The organism is Haemophilus sp. SZY H68, from assembly GCF_018829685.1.
Lineage (GTDB): Bacteria > Pseudomonadota > Gammaproteobacteria > Enterobacterales > Pasteurellaceae > Haemophilus > Haemophilus haemolyticus_K.
Genome location: NZ_JAHKKB010000002.1, coordinates 251,318 through 267,001 on the forward strand (window position 1 = coordinate 251,318; position 15,684 = coordinate 267,001).

The window sequence follows — 15,684 nt, forward strand, 5'->3', positions numbered from 1 at the left end:
AAAGTGCAGTTAAAATTCACCGCACTTTTCAAAGAAATTAATCGGTAGAAGTAAAACTCTCTTGGATTCTACCGCACTTTTTCCAGTTTTGCCAAATGTGCAATGAGCCATTTAATGCCTTGCGCTTGGAAGGCAATTTGGAGGCGAGTATTGTTATCTGAGCCTTCAACATTAATGACTGTGCCAAAACCGAATTTTTCATGTTTGACTTTTTGACCCATTTTCCATTCATTTTCGATCGCACTGGTATTGGACAATGAACCAACTTTTGCTAGATTCATCGCGCGAGTAACTGTTCCTCGTAAACGAATTTCTTGGATACATTCTCTCGGTAATTCGGCGATAAAGCGTGATGGCAAATGGCGTTCTTCTTTTGCATATAACCGACGGCTTTCCGCATAAGAGATGGTTAGTTTTTTCTTCGCGCGAGTAATGCCGACATAAGCTAAACGACGTTCTTCTTCTAAACGCCCAGGTTCTTCAAAAGAGCGGAAACTTGGGAATAAACCTTCTTCTACGCCAACCATAAATACTCGAGGAAATTCTAAGCCTTTAGCGGAGTGTAATGTCATCATTTCTACACAAGATTGATGTGGAGAAGCTTGTTCTTCACCAGCTTCTAAAGAGGCATGAGTTAAAAAGGCGGTGAGTTCTGTCATCTCTTCTGCATCATCAGGTTTGATGAATTCACGGGTTGCCGTGACTAATTCTTCCAAGTTTTCAATACGCACTTCGCCTTTTTCACCTTTTTCTTGTTTATACATTTCATATAAACCCGAATGTTTAATCACAAAATCAGTTTGTGCGAAAAGCGGCATTTCTGCGGTATCACGTTGTAGTGAATTAATTAATTCTTGGAAACGCAATAATGCTGTTGAGGCTCGCCCTGCCAACATATTTTCTTGTGTCGCGATTTGTACTGCTTGCCATAAGGTAATTTGACGTTCGCGTGTTAAGTTGCGCAATATATCTAAAGTGCGGTCACCAATACCACGGGTTGGCGTATTAATTACACGCTCAAAAGCAGCATCATCTTGACGATTATTAATTAAACGAAGATAGGCTAAAGCATCTTTAATTTCTTGACGTTCGAAGAAACGCATACCGCCATAAATACGATATGGAATTTGACAACGAATTAAGGCTTCTTCAATAACGCGTGATTGGCTATTACTACGATAAAGTACAGCACAATCATCAAGTTTTCCACCATGTTCTACCCAATCCTGAATTTGTGAAGCAACGAATTTTGCTTCGTCTAATTCATTAAAGGCAGCATAGATGCCCACGGGATCGCCTTTTTCACCCTCTGTCCATAAATTTTTACCAAGACGATCACTATTGTTTGCAATTAATTCATTTGCGCTGTTTAGGATATTGGCGGTAGAACGATAGTTTTGTTCAAGGCGGATTGTTTCGGCTTTGAAATCTTTCAAGAATTTTTGAATATTTTCGATTTGTGCGCCACGCCAGCCATAAATAGATTGATCATCATCGCCCACGATCATGACTTTGCCAGTTTCTCCCGCAAGAATTTTGATCCATTTATATTGGATTTTATTGGTGTCTTGAAATTCATCCACCAAAATATGCTGAAAACGTTGTTGATAACGTTGCAAAATTAATGGTTTTTTCTCAAATAATTCATAGGCCCGAATTAATAATTCAGCAAAATCGACCAATCCTGCGCGATCGCAAGTGTCTTGATAGATCTTATAAATTTTAATCCATTCACGCTCTTGACGATCATTAAAATCTTCAATGTCATTTGGTCGCAAGCCTTCATCTTTTTTGTTATTGATGTACCAACAAACCTGTTTAGGCGGAAAGGCTTTTTCATCAAAATTATGTAATTTTAATAACCGTTTAACTAAACGAAGTTGATCATCTGAATCCAGAATTTGGAAATCTTGTGGCAATCCCACATCTAAATGATGGGCTCGCAATAAACGATGGGCAATGCTGTGGAAGGTGCCAATCCACATACCAAATAATTGATGTTGTGCGTGTTTGGCAAGTGTTGCTTGAATACGATGACGCATTTCTGCTGCTGCTTTATTGGTAAACGTTACTGCCATAATGCTGCCTTCAGAAATATTTTCTACTGCAATTAACCAAGCGATACGGTGTGTCAATACACGCGTTTTGCCAGAGCCTGCACCTGCTAGCACTAAGTGATTACCAAGAGGAGCAGCTACGGCTTCGCGTTGTTTATCGTTAAGTCCGTCAAGTAATTCAGAAATATCCATAACAATTAAACTGTTCAAATTTACAGTTATTATAATCCTATTTCTCTTTTGAAACAATAAGATTTGTAGGTATATCAAAAGTAGGGTAAAACATTTTCGAATAATATTAAGCAGGATTATTTATATCCTTAAACTCAACATCAAAACCATATGCTTTAGAAAGCCATTCTCCTAATATTTTTATACCATAGCGTTCTGTTGCGTGATGACCAGCGGCAAAAAAATGAATGCCCTGTTCACGTGCAGAATGAATAGTTTGCTCAGATACTTCACCTGTAACAAATGCATCACAGCCTTGCGCAGCAGCAAGATCAATATAACCTTGTCCTCCTCCTGTACAAATTCCTACTTTTCGAATCAGGCACGGACCATTTTCAATACAAATTAATGGCTTTCTATTCAAAACTTTTTCTATTTTCTCTGCAAATTCTTCTCCCGTTATAGGGGAGCGCAATTCCCCCCAAACAGGAATGCTCATCGGCGACTTTTCTAGTGGGTGTAACTGTTCAATACCAAGTAATTCTGCTAGCTGAGCGTTATTTCCTAATTCAGAATGAATATCTAATGGTAAATGATAGCTATATAAATTTATATCATTCACAAGCAAACTTTTTATTCGTTTACCTTTCATTCCTCGAATACAAGGATTTTCACTTTTCCAAAAATAGCCATGATGAACAATAATAGCATCAGCATCTTGCTCAATAGCATAATTAATCAATGCTTGACTTGCTGTAACTCCTGTAATGATTTTATGAACATTTGCTTTGCCTTCCACTTGCAAACCATTTGGCGCATAGTCAGTGATTTTTTCAGAATTAAGTTTTAGGTTAAGAAGTTGCTCAAGTTCAATGTTATTCATAATTAATACAAATAGGAAAAAGATGAGATATAGTACAAAATTCCAAAAAAAATGGCTAGCACAAAGGAGTGGGGGAAGTGTGCTAGCCAGGTTTGATTATGATTACTATCTAAAACAGGAATCATTATATATCAAATTATATATCGATCAATAAAAAAATAATATTTCTTTCTATTACTCAATACCAATCAATTTATGTGTTTGTAAACTTAGCTGCCATTTAGGTTTATTTGAGCGTTGATTCAACTGACCAAGTAAAGTGATAGTCTCAAGTAAATTCATTTTCCCCGCAATTTCACAAGGTGAAAGATAGTAATTCTCTGCTTTTATTTTTTTCTCAATCAATTCACAAAATGATGATACATTACCATCCATGACAATACGTACTTCATTTGCAAATGGAATACAGCGCTTTTCATACTTATGCGCATAAAGGCTCTTAGGACTCGTCGCAATATAATCTACTTGAGCAGGAACTGTCTTTAGACCATTAGTTTCAATTGCAAGAAAATAGCCATCTGCTTTAAATTGCTCAAGTAAGTATTCAATTTTTGGCACAATTGTTGGCTCACCACCAGTGATGATAATATTTCTTGATGGAAAGGACCGCACTTTTTCCAAAATCTGTGATGCAGACCAGCGTTTAAAATCATTATAAGGCGTATCACACCAAGGACAGTCCAAATTACATTTACCAAATCGTACAAAAATACTTGGCATTCCCGTATTGAACCCTTCTCCTTGTAGACTTTCAAAAATCTCAACTATATTAAAGTGCGGTTCAAAATTATGATATTTTTCCACCGACACTTACTCCTGATACTCACAAAACGAAGTTGGGGTTTCCCATAAACGAATGGCTGATATAGCCAGTTGTTCATCATGTTTTAAACGATTAAAAATAAAACGAGCCATTTCTTCTGCCGTCGTTCTAAAAGGAACACCAAACGTTTTTGAGTTTAACTTTTGCAATAGCGCGGCAATTTGGCTTTCTCGCTCACTGGTTTGATCATAAATGAATGCATGATCCATCGGATCTAAAATAGTTTTTTTCACAATAGACTTTAGATCTGAAAAATCAATGACCATTGCTTTTTTTGCACCAGACTCATATAAATCACCCGAAATTTCAACTTGTAATTTATATGTGTGCCCATGTAAATTTTGACATTTCCCGTCATGCCCATCTAATAAATGTGCCATATCAAAGCTAAATTCTTTGGAAATTTTAAACATTTTTTCCACCTTTCTGAGCCAAATATTCCTTCAGACCTTTATCGCGTAAAATACAACTTGGGCATTGACTACATCCTCCATCTACACCTTCATAACAAGTATGAGTATAGTTACGCACATAGTCTAACACTCCTAACTCATCAGCAAGTTGCCAAGTCTGTGCTTTGGTGAGATACATTAATGGCGTTTTGATGTTAAATTGATAATCCATTGCAAGATTTAATGTGACATTCATAGACTTTATAAACACGTCTCGACAATCGGGATAACCACTAAAATCCGTTTCACAAACACCGGTAATAATATCCTGAATACCCTGTCCTTTGGCATAAATTGCAGCATAAAGCAAAAACAATGCATTACGGCCATCAACAAAAGTATTGGGTAATTTATTGTCTTTTTGTTCAATATGTACGTTCTCATCCATTAAAGCATTGTGAGTGATGGCTTTAATAATAGAAGTATCAATAAATGTTTGTTTCACGCCTAAATCTTGTGCAATCCATTTTGCTTTTTCTAATTCAATTGAATGACGTTGTCCATACTGAAATGTCATAGTTTCAACATTTTCTTTGCCATATTCAGCAATAGCTTGAAACAAACAGGTGGTGGAGTCTTGCCCACCAGAAAAGATAACAATCGCTTTACGATTATAATTTGGATTGGAAATATTCATATTTTACCTAGTTTTTTTATGTAGGAGGTTTGCGAACTACGAATTGAGGACGAGCATTCTAGTGCTAAATAAGATCTTTTACAATAAAAATGGCTACCTAATTGAGTAGCCATTTAAATATTTACTTCCAAATACGGTAATCTAATACCCTCTTACTTAACTCTGGATAATTACTGATATTAAATTCAGGTGTTTTTCCAGATCTAAGTTGACGTTGATAGTCTTTCATTAATTTCCATACAATAGGAGAAAGCATTAAAATAGCCACTAAATTAATAATAGCCATCACCGCCATCACAGTATCCGCAAAACTCCAAACAACATTTCCTGATCGTACTGCACCAAAATAAACAAAAAAGAGTACCATTAATCGGAATAAAAAAATAAACCAAGGTTTATTCTTAATAAAACGAATATTACTCTCCGCATAGGCATAGTTCCCAATAATGGAAGAATAAGCAAATAACAATAAAATAAAAGCAAGAAAATGCACGCCAAATTCACCGACATGATATTGTAATGCCGTTTGCGTAAGAGAAATACTTTTAAGTGTTTCATTACCATAATTATTGGAAAGCAAAATAATAATTGCCGTACAAGTACAAACAATCATGGTATCAACAAACACTCCCAGCATTTGAACTAATCCTTGACTAACTGGGTGTTTTACATGGGCTGCGGCTGCAGCATTTGGTGCCGATCCCATTCCTGCTTCGTTCGAAAATAACCCACGTTTAATCCCCATCATCATAGCTTTTGACACTAATGCTCCAAACATGCCTCCTGCTGCAGCATCAAAATTAAATGCACTTTTAATAATATTACTTAAAACACTGGGAATCATTTCTGTATGCATTCCCAAAATGATCACTGCCATAATAAGATAAAAAAGTGCCATCATTGGGACTAAGCTACTTGAAATTACTGCAATACGCTTAATTCCACCAAAAATAATAAGCGCAGTTAAAATCACTAATGCAAGACCAACGTATTCACCTTGCCAATTCCAAGCATTTTGAGTTGCTTCAACAATAGAATTAGCCTGAACAGAATTAAATGCGAAACCAAAGGTAAAAATTAATGCCACAGCAAATGAAACTGCCATGCAACGTGATTGTAATCCTTGAATAATGTAGTATGCGGGGCCACCGCGAAATGAGCCATCTTTATCTTGAACTTTAAATAATTGTGCCAAGGTTGATTCAGCAAAAGCACTTGACATACCAATAAATGCAGTCACCCACATCCAGAATACTGCACCTTCTCCACCCAATGCAATAGCCGTTGCTACCCCACCAATATTGCCTACTCCTACACGGCTAGCTAATCCTGTAGCAAAGGCTTGAAATGGTGTAAGAGAATTCCCCTCGGTTGCTCTACCAAACCACATTTCTCGAATACTTGCTGGGAAAAGGCGAAACTGTACAAATCCAGTTGTTATAGTAAAAAACAATCCTGTACCTAATAAAATAATAATAGTGATATCCCATAAAGGAGCATCAATGTGTGAAACAATCCAACTTAATGCTTGTTCCAAAATTTTAGAAAATTCAAACTCCATAAAACACCCTCAAAAAGTAAAAATCTAATTATATGAATTCAAGGTATAATTTCGATAATTTTTAAGCGACTCAACAAAAAAAACAGCAATAACAAAGAAAAAATCTAATAAATAAGAAATATTTTAGATATTTTCAAAAATCAAAATTGAAGTTAACGTTTATAATTTAAAAATTGAATTAAACTATCCACCTCATCTTTCCAGTTCTTATTCATTAATTCAATCCATTTCTCAATAATAATCTTATTAGAAACCTGAGCTGCCTTTTCTAAATCTTCAGCCAACTTATGTAATTGAATGAGTCCTACCGATGCTGCAGCTCCTTTAATTTTATGAGCAAAGGATTCCGTTTCTTTTAAATTATTAACTGATAGTTTAGACAAATAGGTGGGCATTACTTGTTTAAAAATATCTAAATTAGCCAAAACTTGTGCTTTACCTAAAGTTTCAATGAGATCCAAATCAAATACTTCTGTATTATCATTTTCTTGTATTTTTAAAATAGGATGAGATTCATCTGAGAAAAAGTATTGCAGACAATGCTGTAAGTCTTTAATTAAAATAGGTTTACGCAATACACCATCCATCCCCATTTCAAGATAGTCTTTCTCACTATGCATCACATTAGCCGTGAATGCGATCATCGGTGGTAAAAAATCATAAATCCCTTCTTCATAATTTTTTCGTAAATATTGCGCAATATCAAATCCCGTCATATCTGGCAATTTAATATCAAGCAATAGTAAATCATAGGAGTTTTTTTCAAATAGTGCGATAGCTTGCTGACCATTTATCGCCACATCTACCCGATGCCCTAACTTCTCTAAAATTGTTTTTGCAACAATAACATTGAGTTCAACATCTTCAACTAAAAGAATATGTAAATGAGGAATAACTTGATGATTAATTGTGTTAATTTGCGTTTCTTCCGCCTGAATAGATAAATAGAATGTTGATCCCTTTCCTAATTCACTTTCAACTCTCAAATCCCCCCGCATTAATCTAGCAAGATTTTTAGATATTGCTAACCCAATACCACTGCCCGCACTTTGCTGACGACTCTCTTTTACTTGGTAATAAAGTTCAAAAATACGAGACTGCTCTTTTGGTGCAATCCCCATTCCTGTATCAATCACATTAAAATAATAATAATCTTTCTCCCGACTTACTTTTAATGTAATTTCCCCATGATCAGTAAATTTCACTGCATTACTAATTAAATTCCATAAAATTTGGCTTAAACGAACACGATCTAAGGTTAAATAATTAGGTAAACCCGGCTCTGTAATCAAATGAAAGGTAAGATGTTTTTGCTTTGCTAAAAAGCTAGCGAAATTATAAATATCATTCAATAATGCAGGAAAATCTGTTGGTTGTAGATTTAACTCTATCCGGCTTGCATCAATTTTCTCTAAATCAATAATATCACTAAAAATATACCCTAAGCTTACCGCACTTATATTGATCGTTTTCAAATAATTGCGTTGTTTATCATCTAATTTATCATCAAGTAAAATTTGGCTTAAACCCACAATACCATTTAATGGTGTACGCAACTCATGACTAATAGTAGCAAGTAAAGTGCTTTTATCTCTATTATGTTTTTCTAATTTTTCTAGCGCATCGGAAAGTTTTTGCTGAGCAATGATTCGCTCATTCACTTCCTTTTCTAATCGATTAACAGAACAAGATAGCTCTAAACGTGAACGTTCCAATCTTTCAACAAGCAACGTAAAAAAATAAATCACAAAAGGTGCAGTGAGCAATCCAAATGTAACTGATCGAATAATATCGCCCCAAGAGATAGTATGCACAATAAAAAAACTAAATAAAATTTGGGTACATAGTGCAAAAATAGCCAAAATCGTCACGCCTAATAAAGAAAAACGAATTCGTCCTAAACGAATGACCCAATCAACGTAACGCTGTGCAAAATGCTTTATATTTTTCATTATTAGCCCTCTTTAAAATCATCCGAACTATAAGAATTTAAATCATCTAGAGTATTAAAATTTTCAAAGTTGCCTTCTTCTTTCGTAAATTTCACTGAAATCCCACCATTTTCGTTCATAAACTGTAAAAGACGTCGTTCACCCGATGCTAAGTAGTGTCGCAATTTTTCTTTTAGCTGAACGGACATCAAACAAAAAACGGGATGTTCACGTTCCTTATCGCAAGCATACGCAATTAAAGTGCGGTCATTTTTAACCGCACTTTTGAGTTTATCTAAAAAATTCGTAGGGAAAAAAGGCGTATCACAAGGTGTAAAAAGGATGAAGTCACTTTTTGACTTTTCTAAGGCTGTTAGCATGCCACTTAATGGCCCTTGAAAATCGGGCAGTTCATCGGAAAAAACAGGAAAGCCAAATTTTGCATATTCTGTTTGATTTTGGTTAGCATTAATCGAAATATCATGAATTTGTGGTTGCAAGCGATTAATAACATGTTGAATTAAAGATTGTTTACCTAAAATCTGTAATCCTTTATCTTGTCCGCCCATTCTCCGAGCTTTGCCACCAGCCAAAATTACCGCGCTTATTGTAATTGTCATATTTTAATCTATCGTTATTTCAAGTATCATTTGCCTATTTTTTACGATTAAAAAGGAAATAGCAATGAAATGTAAGCGTTTAAATGAAGTTTTGGAACTTTTACAGCCTTATTGGTCTAAAGACCCAGACTTGAGCTTAATGGAAATTTTGCAAAAAATTGCCAATGAATCAGGTTTCCAAAAGCCATTAAATGAATTAACTGATGAGGTGATTATTTATCAGTTAAAAATGGATGGTACAGATAAACATGAGCCAATTCCTGGTCTCAAAAAAGATTACGAAGAAGATTTTAAAACTGCATTGCTTCGTGCTCGCGGTATCATTAAATAAGAAGGAAAGCAAATGAAAAAAGTATTACTTGCGTTAGGTTTAGGTATCAGCGCGCTTATGTCTGTAAATAGTTTTGCTGCAGATTTACAAGAAGGCAAACAATATGTTCAAGTGAGTCAACAGGCTTCACAGCAAAAAGAAGTTATTGAGTTTTTCTCATTCTACTGCCCGCATTGCTACGCCTTTGAAATGGAATACAAAATTCCACAACAAGTCGCAGATGCTTTACCAAAAGACGTGAAATTTAAACAATATCATGTGAATTTCTTAGGTCGCCAGTCTGAAAACTTAACGCGTGCTTGGGCGTTAGCAATGGCATTAGGTGCTGAAAGCAAAGTAAAGGCACCATTATTTGAAGCGGCTCAAAAGGATGCCTTGAAATCAATGGATGATATTCGAGCTATTTTCTTATCAAATGGTGTAACTGCCGAGCAATTTGATGGTGGCATTAATAGTTTTGCAGTAAATGGTTTAGTTAATAAACAAGTAAATGCAGCAGAACAATTTAAAGTGCATGGCGTACCTGATTTTTATGTCAATGGTAAATTCCGCGTAAACCCTGAAGGTTTAAATTACGATGATTTCGTGAAAGATTATGTGCAAACCGTAAAAGGTTTATTGCAAAAATAACGAAAAATTGGTTTAATGCCTGCCCTATTTTGTAAATATTAATGAAAGAAGAGAGAATATTATGGCTGCAAGTTTTAGCGTAACGCGTCGTTTCTTTGACGACAAAAACTACCCACGTGGTTTTTCCCGTCACGGTGATTACACAATCAAAGAATCACAGGTGCTTGAGCAATATGGCCAAGCGTTCAAAGCATTAGACTTAGGGGAACGTGAGCCAGCGACTAAAGAAGAAAAAGATTTCGTCGCTTTTTGCCGTGGTGAGCGCGCAGCGGAGACTTTCTTTGAAAAAACTTGGAATAAATATCGTACTCGTATTAACACTAAAAAACGTGTTTACACCTTATCTGGTGATGTGAGTGAAGCTGCCTCTGGCGGTGAAGATTATTCCGGCGAATAAGATACGTTAAATAAGGCAGGCGGAAGTCTGCCTTTTGTTTTTGAATAGCTTGTGAAATCTCGCATAATTCACGGCTGATAACTTTATTCTCCTATCTTTGTATGAACGATTCGTCTTCATACACCCTATAAATACTAATTTCTATGCAATTACCGATTTCTCAATATAACGAGCTGCTACAAAAAAAACTTGAAAAATTAACCGCACTTTTGCGCCCTTTTAATGCGCCGGATATTCAAGTTTTTGACTCTCCAACAAGCCATTATCGTATGCGTGCGGAGTTTCGTATTTGGCATGAGCAAGATGATTTTTACCATATTATGTTTGATCAAGCGACGCTACAGCGTTATCGCGTGGATGAGTTTCCAATCGCCAGCACTCTGATTAATCGAATGATGCAAACCTTATTACCTTTGTTAAAACAACAAGAGGTGTTACACAAAAAATTATTCCAAATTGATTACCTTAGCACCTTGAGTAATAAGATTATTGTGAGCTTGCTTTATCATAAAACACTCACTGAAGAATGGGAAAATGCGGCTAAAAATCTGAAAGATTTACTCGAAAAGCAAGGTTTTGATGTGCAAATAATCGGGCGTGCAAGTAAACAAAAAATCTGTTTTGAGCAAGATTATGTGGATGAAGTTTTACCTGTGAATGGCAGAAATTGTGTCTATCGCCAAGTTGAGAATAGTTTTACCCAGCCAAATGCAACGGTAAACTGCAAAATGATTGAATGGGCAATTGAGTGTACCCAAAATAGCGAAGGTGATTTATTAGAACTTTACTGCGGAAACGGTAATTTTTCTATCGCGCTTGCACAAAATTTCCGTAAGGTCTTAGCAACAGAAATCGCCAAACCTTCCGTAGCCGCCGCACAATTTAATATTGCTGAAAATAAAGTCGATAATTTACAAATTATCCGTATGTCGGCAGAAGAATTTACGCAGGCTATGAATGGGGTTCGAGCCTTTAACCGCTTGAAAGGGATTAATTTGAAAGCTTACGAATGCAATACCATTTTTGTTGATCCACCTCGCGCTGGGCTTGATCCTGATACAGTGAAACTTGTACAAAATTACGATCGCATTTTGTATATTTCCTGCAATCCACATACGCTGTGCGATAATCTTGTTGAACTTTCAAAAACGCACTGCATTGAAAAAGTGGCGTTATTTGACCAATTCCCTTACACTGACCACATGGAAAGCGGCGTATGGCTCATTCGCAAGTAGGTATTCAACTAATTTCTGAATCTCCAGAAAAAACATTAGCAGAATTGACCGCACTTTGTGCTGAACATAACATTATTCATGATGAACAAAGCCCACTTGCGCTTGTTCAAACCGATGAACGTTTAGAACTTCGTAAACTAGACGAACCTAAACTCGGAGCAGTTTATGTTGATTTTGTAGGCGGCACAATGGCTCACCGTCGTAAGTTCGGTGGTGGACGTGGAGAAGCCGTAGCGAAAGCAGTAGGGATTAAAGGTTCGGAATTGCCAACAGTTATTGATGCCACAGCAGGTCTAGGACGAGATGCCTTTGTGCTGGCGTCGATTGGCTGCCAAGTTCGTTTAGTAGAGCGTCATCCTGTTGTTTTTTTACTTCTGCAAGATGGTTTAAATCGTGCTTATCAAGATGAGGAAATCGGCGAGATGTTGCAACAAAATTTGCGCTTGCTGAATGTTCAGCATATTAATGAACTTGATCCTAATAGCGATTATGCCGATGTGGTTTATCTCGACCCAATGTATCCGCATAAACAAAAATCTGCGTTAGTAAAAAAAGAAATGCGTGTATTTCAGCATTTAGTCGGGGCTGATTTAGATGCCGATGAATTACTTTTACCTGCACTACGATTAGCTAAAAAACGTGTGGTCGTTAAGCGTCCTGACTATGCAGAATTTCTTGGTGGAAAACAACCGCACTTTAGCCGTGAAACGAAAAATCATCGCTTTGATATTTATATGGGAGCATCCCAATGCTAAGAGAAAGTGCCGTTGTTATTAGCTATGAAAATGGCATTGCCAAAGTGAAATGCCAATCCCAAAGTGCCTGTGGCCAATGCGCAGCTAAAAACAGTTGTGGAACATCAAGCCTTTCAGAATTAAACGGTAAACGTGGCGAGCATATTTTTAATGTGGAAACATTAATGCCATTACGCGAAGGTCAAATTGTTGAAATTGGATTAGAAGAAAAATCAATGCTACTTTCTGCCTTGTTAATGTATATTGTGCCACTTTTAACACTGGTATTAAGTACATTAATTTCTGATTATATTAGCCACAATGAAATTCTTCGTACAATATTAATATTTTTTTCCACCGCTATTTCATTTATCTTTGTGAAAATATATAGTAGAAATTTAGCACAAAAAACGGAGTTTCATCCAACTTTATTACGCGTTCTCTCATAAATAATATTTAATCTGTTAACTTCTGCAAACCAAAATGTCGATAAGTCTGTGATGTAGCAATTCGCCCACGTGGGGTACGTTGTAAAAAACCTTGCTGAATCAAATAAGGTTCCAAAACATCTTCAATGGTATCGCGTTCTTCACCAATTGCGGCAGCAAGATTATCCAGCCCTACTGGCCCGCCGTCAAAACGCTCAATAACTGCAGACAATAATTTTCTATCTAAATAATCAAATCCGGCATCGTCTACATCTAGCATTGAAAGTGCTTGTTTTGCCACATCTACAGAAATTACTCCCCCATTACGCACATCTGCATAATCACGCACGCGTCGTAATAAACGGTTTGCAATTCGAGGCGTGCCTCGTGAACGACGAGCCACCTCAAAAGCAGCTTGCTGTTCTAATTCAAGATTCAAAAACCCCGCACTTCTTGCAACGATAGATGTTAAATCTTCTACAGAGTAGAATTCCAAACGTTGCACAATACCAAAACGATCACGCAATGGTGAAGTCAAAGAACCCGCCCTAGTCGTCGCGCCAACCAAAGTAAAAGGTGGCAAATCTAATTTAATAGAACGAGCAGCAGGCCCCTCACCAATCATAATATCCAATTGATAGTCTTCCATTGCCGGATAAAGGACTTCTTCAATAGCAGGGGAAAGTCGATGAATTTCATCAATAAATAACACATCATGCGGTTCAAGATTAGTAAGCATTGCGGCTAAATCCCCCGCTTTTTCCAATACAGGTCCTGATGTCGTACGAATATTCACGCCCATTTCATTTGCCACAATATTAGCAAGCGTTGTTTTTCCCAAACCTGGAGGGCCAAAAATCAATAAATGATCTAAGGCATCTTGACGTAATTTGGCTGCCTTGATGAAAATATCCATTTGCTCGCGTACTTGCGGCTGCCCAACATAATCCGCTAATAATTTAGGACGAATAGCGCGGTCAATAACATCTTCATCAATCTTAGCTTGCCCGCTAATAATTCTATCTGCTTCAATCATGTCTCACCTACAGTGCGGCTTTTAAAGCTTCGCGAATAACTTGCTCGCTTGTTAAATCAGGTTTAGCTACTCGTTTCACCATTTTTTCTGCTTCTGAAGGTTTATAACCTAGAGCAATCAAGGCTGAAATAGCTTCATCAGATGAATTTTCTGCACGTGATTCAATAGATGGCGCTGATGGAATATGAGTACTTTCGACAAAGAAATCGCTTTGTTTTACGCCTTTGAATTTACCTTTGAGTTCAACTAACAAACGTTCGGCTGTTTTTTTGCCAACACCAGGAATTTTGGTGAGTTTAGAAAGCTCTTCTCTCTCTATCGCATAAGCAAATTGTTCGACCGACATGGCTGATAAAATCGCTAAGGCTAATTTAGGCCCCACCCCATTTGTTTTAATTAATTCACGAAATAAAGTACGGTCTGTTTTCTGGGCAAATCCAAAGAGTAAGTGAGCATCTTCCCGAACAACAAGATGGGTGAATAAAGTAGTTTCTTGACCAATTTCTGGTAAATCATAGAAACTCGTCATAGGCAAAAGCAATTCATAGCCTACGCCTTGCACATTAAGTAAAATTTCTGGAGGTTGTTTTTCTAAAAGAATGCCTTGTAAGCGACCGATCATAATTCTTCCGAATGATAAAAAACTTAACGCATAGAATAAAATAAAACTGGACGAACATCCAGTTAAATTTTTAATCTAAAGCGTCCTCGGCTATATCTGGTCTTTAAAAGTGCGGTCATTTTTTCTTGCGTTTCTGTCATTTTCACAGAATTAGCAATATGTAAAGAATGTTGAATAGAATGAGCATGTGTAATTGCGATAGCCAACGCATCCGCGGCATCGGCTTGAGGTTTATCTGACAATTTCAAAATACGAGTCACCATTTCTTGCACTTGTATTTTATCTGCGGAACCAATACCCACCACTGTTTGTTTTACTAAACGTGCGGCATATTCAAAAACAGGTAAATCATGATTTACCGCTGCAACAATCGCCGTGCCGCGAGCCTGCCCGAGTTTCAAAGCTGAATCCGCATTCTTCGCCATAAACACTTGCTCAATTGCAAACATATCAGGTTGAAATTGCGTGATAATTTCAGTTACTCCAGCATAAATGCGTTTCAAACGGGTTGGTAAATCTTCAACTTGAGTACGAATTGCGCCACTACCGAGATATTCCAAATGTCTTCCTATTTGACGAATCACACCATAACCAGTTACGCGAGAGCCGGGATCAATGCCTAAAATAATACTCATAAGAATAAAAATAAACGGCTAACCTATTAACATTAGCCGTTTTATTTTTTTATTATTTGTTTGCTTTTGCTGTAGCTTTTACATTAACATCGCAATTCTTTACTAGAATTTTGTCTGATTTTTCACCTTTTTCTAAAAGATTTACAGGCACTACAGAATCAAATTTATTTAACGTTAAACCACTATCTACGTTCCAAACATATTTGCCTGAAGTAAATGAAGTAAAATCTTTTTGCGCTGTATCACGAGAAAAATCTTTCGCGATAACTTTGTTACCAACCATCACCATTGCAGCTGTGGCTTCCTGATTCTCAAATTGATAAACTGCCGTAACCGTTTTTTTATTACAAGAATAAACAACTGTTTTATCTGTTACGGTTGGCATTGCAGCTTGGGCTGGTTTTGATTCCATTTTTGCTGTTTCACTTGCACAAGCGGATAATACAACAAACGCAGCCATTACAGGCAATACTTTTACTAATTTCATTATTATCTCCTTAA

18 protein-coding genes and 1 riboswitch are annotated in these 15,684 nt (G+C 36.6%); of the genes, 6 read left to right on the plus strand and 12 right to left on the minus strand.

Annotation, left to right across the window (positions count from 1 at the left end):
• Nucleotides 1-68 precede the first annotated feature (68 nt).
• The 8 genes from uvrD to mobA form a co-directional block, all read right to left on the minus strand.
• On the minus strand, nucleotides 69-2,249 hold the full coding sequence (uvrD, locus tag KP712_RS05160; RefSeq protein WP_140449988.1) for a DNA helicase II: 2,181 nt from the start codon (nucleotides 2,247-2,249) through the stop codon (nucleotides 69-71).
• A gap of 106 nt (nucleotides 2,250-2,355) precedes the next feature.
• Complete coding sequence (locus KP712_RS05165) at nucleotides 2,356-3,111, minus strand: Nif3-like dinuclear metal center hexameric protein (RefSeq protein ID WP_140449987.1); 756 nt, start codon at nucleotides 3,109-3,111, stop codon at nucleotides 2,356-2,358.
• A 174-nt stretch (nucleotides 3,112-3,285) separates the two neighbouring features.
• A complete protein-coding gene (locus tag KP712_RS05170; RefSeq protein ID WP_215770624.1) occupies nucleotides 3,286-3,921 on the minus strand; it encodes a 7-carboxy-7-deazaguanine synthase QueE in 636 nt (211 codons plus the stop codon).
• On the minus strand, nucleotides 3,922-4,347 hold the full coding sequence (gene queD, locus KP712_RS05175; protein ID WP_048952854.1) for a 6-carboxytetrahydropterin synthase QueD: 426 nt from the start codon (nucleotides 4,345-4,347) through the stop codon (nucleotides 3,922-3,924). It abuts the gene before it with no gap.
• Nucleotides 4,340-5,023 carry a 7-cyano-7-deazaguanine synthase QueC gene (gene queC, locus KP712_RS05180; RefSeq protein WP_140449933.1) on the minus strand — a complete coding sequence of 228 codons (684 nt, stop codon included), beginning with the start codon at nucleotides 5,021-5,023 and terminating at the stop codon, nucleotides 4,340-4,342. Before queC ends, queD begins: the two co-directional genes overlap by 8 nt.
• Nucleotide 5,024: 1 nt before the next feature.
• Nucleotides 5,025-5,069: riboswitch (PreQ1 riboswitch) on the minus strand.
• A 75-nt stretch (nucleotides 5,070-5,144) separates the two neighbouring features.
• Nucleotides 5,145-6,584 (minus strand): sodium:alanine symporter family protein, encoded by a 1,440-nt coding sequence (locus KP712_RS05185; RefSeq protein ID WP_048952852.1) that lies wholly within the window; start codon nucleotides 6,582-6,584, stop codon nucleotides 5,145-5,147.
• Nucleotides 6,585-6,736: 152 nt separating this feature from the next.
• On the minus strand, nucleotides 6,737-8,536 hold the full coding sequence (locus KP712_RS05190; protein ID WP_215770625.1) for an ATP-binding protein: 1,800 nt from the start codon (nucleotides 8,534-8,536) through the stop codon (nucleotides 6,737-6,739).
• Between the two features lie 2 nt (nucleotides 8,537-8,538).
• Entirely contained in the window at nucleotides 8,539-9,135 is a 597-nt protein-coding gene (gene mobA, locus KP712_RS05195) for a molybdenum cofactor guanylyltransferase MobA (RefSeq protein WP_140449931.1), read from the minus strand.
• 64 nt (nucleotides 9,136-9,199) lie between these two features.
• On the opposite strand from mobA, the gene KP712_RS05200 reads away from it, so the two are divergent.
• The 6 genes from KP712_RS05200 to KP712_RS05225 all read left to right on the plus strand — a co-directional run bounded on the left by KP712_RS05200 (nucleotide 9,200) and on the right by KP712_RS05225 (nucleotide 12,911).
• Nucleotides 9,200-9,466 carry a YihD family protein gene (locus KP712_RS05200; RefSeq protein ID WP_005631120.1) on the plus strand — a complete coding sequence of 89 codons (267 nt, stop codon included), beginning with the start codon at nucleotides 9,200-9,202 and terminating at the stop codon, nucleotides 9,464-9,466.
• 12 nt (nucleotides 9,467-9,478) lie between these two features.
• Nucleotides 9,479-10,096, plus strand: coding sequence for a DsbA family protein (locus KP712_RS05205; protein ID WP_065265339.1), 618 nt, complete (start codon nucleotides 9,479-9,481; stop codon nucleotides 10,094-10,096).
• Between the two features lie 61 nt (nucleotides 10,097-10,157).
• Nucleotides 10,158-10,493 (plus strand): DUF413 domain-containing protein, encoded by a 336-nt coding sequence (locus KP712_RS05210; protein WP_005626449.1) that lies wholly within the window; start codon nucleotides 10,158-10,160, stop codon nucleotides 10,491-10,493.
• Nucleotides 10,494-10,636: 143 nt separating this feature from the next.
• Nucleotides 10,637-11,728, plus strand: coding sequence for a tRNA (uridine(54)-C5)-methyltransferase TrmA (gene trmA / locus KP712_RS05215; RefSeq protein ID WP_048952848.1), 1,092 nt, complete (start codon nucleotides 10,637-10,639; stop codon nucleotides 11,726-11,728).
• Nucleotides 11,710-12,483, plus strand: a complete 774-nt coding sequence (locus KP712_RS05220) for a class I SAM-dependent methyltransferase (protein ID WP_215770626.1) — start codon at nucleotides 11,710-11,712, stop codon at nucleotides 12,481-12,483. Before trmA ends, KP712_RS05220 begins: the two co-directional genes overlap by 19 nt.
• Nucleotides 12,477-12,911, plus strand: a complete 435-nt coding sequence (locus KP712_RS05225) for a SoxR reducing system RseC family protein (RefSeq protein WP_106013996.1) — start codon at nucleotides 12,477-12,479, stop codon at nucleotides 12,909-12,911. Before KP712_RS05220 ends, KP712_RS05225 begins: the two co-directional genes overlap by 7 nt.
• Nucleotides 12,912-12,918: 7 nt before the next feature.
• Here KP712_RS05225 and ruvB read toward each other — a convergent pair whose 3' ends face one another.
• From ruvB to KP712_RS05245, 4 genes are all read right to left on the minus strand, one after another.
• Nucleotides 12,919-13,926 (minus strand): Holliday junction branch migration DNA helicase RuvB, encoded by a 1,008-nt coding sequence (gene ruvB, locus KP712_RS05230; protein WP_106013995.1) that lies wholly within the window; start codon nucleotides 13,924-13,926, stop codon nucleotides 12,919-12,921.
• A gap of 7 nt (nucleotides 13,927-13,933) precedes the next feature.
• Nucleotides 13,934-14,548, minus strand: coding sequence for a Holliday junction branch migration protein RuvA (gene ruvA / locus KP712_RS05235; protein ID WP_046938633.1), 615 nt, complete (start codon nucleotides 14,546-14,548; stop codon nucleotides 13,934-13,936).
• A gap of 62 nt (nucleotides 14,549-14,610) precedes the next feature.
• Nucleotides 14,611-15,183, minus strand: a complete 573-nt coding sequence (gene ruvC, locus KP712_RS05240; RefSeq protein WP_106013994.1) for a crossover junction endodeoxyribonuclease RuvC — start codon at nucleotides 15,181-15,183, stop codon at nucleotides 14,611-14,613.
• A gap of 52 nt (nucleotides 15,184-15,235) precedes the next feature.
• A complete protein-coding gene (locus tag KP712_RS05245) occupies nucleotides 15,236-15,670 on the minus strand; it encodes a hypothetical protein (protein WP_111407620.1) in 435 nt (144 codons plus the stop codon).
• Between the last annotated feature and the right edge of the window lie 14 nt (nucleotides 15,671-15,684).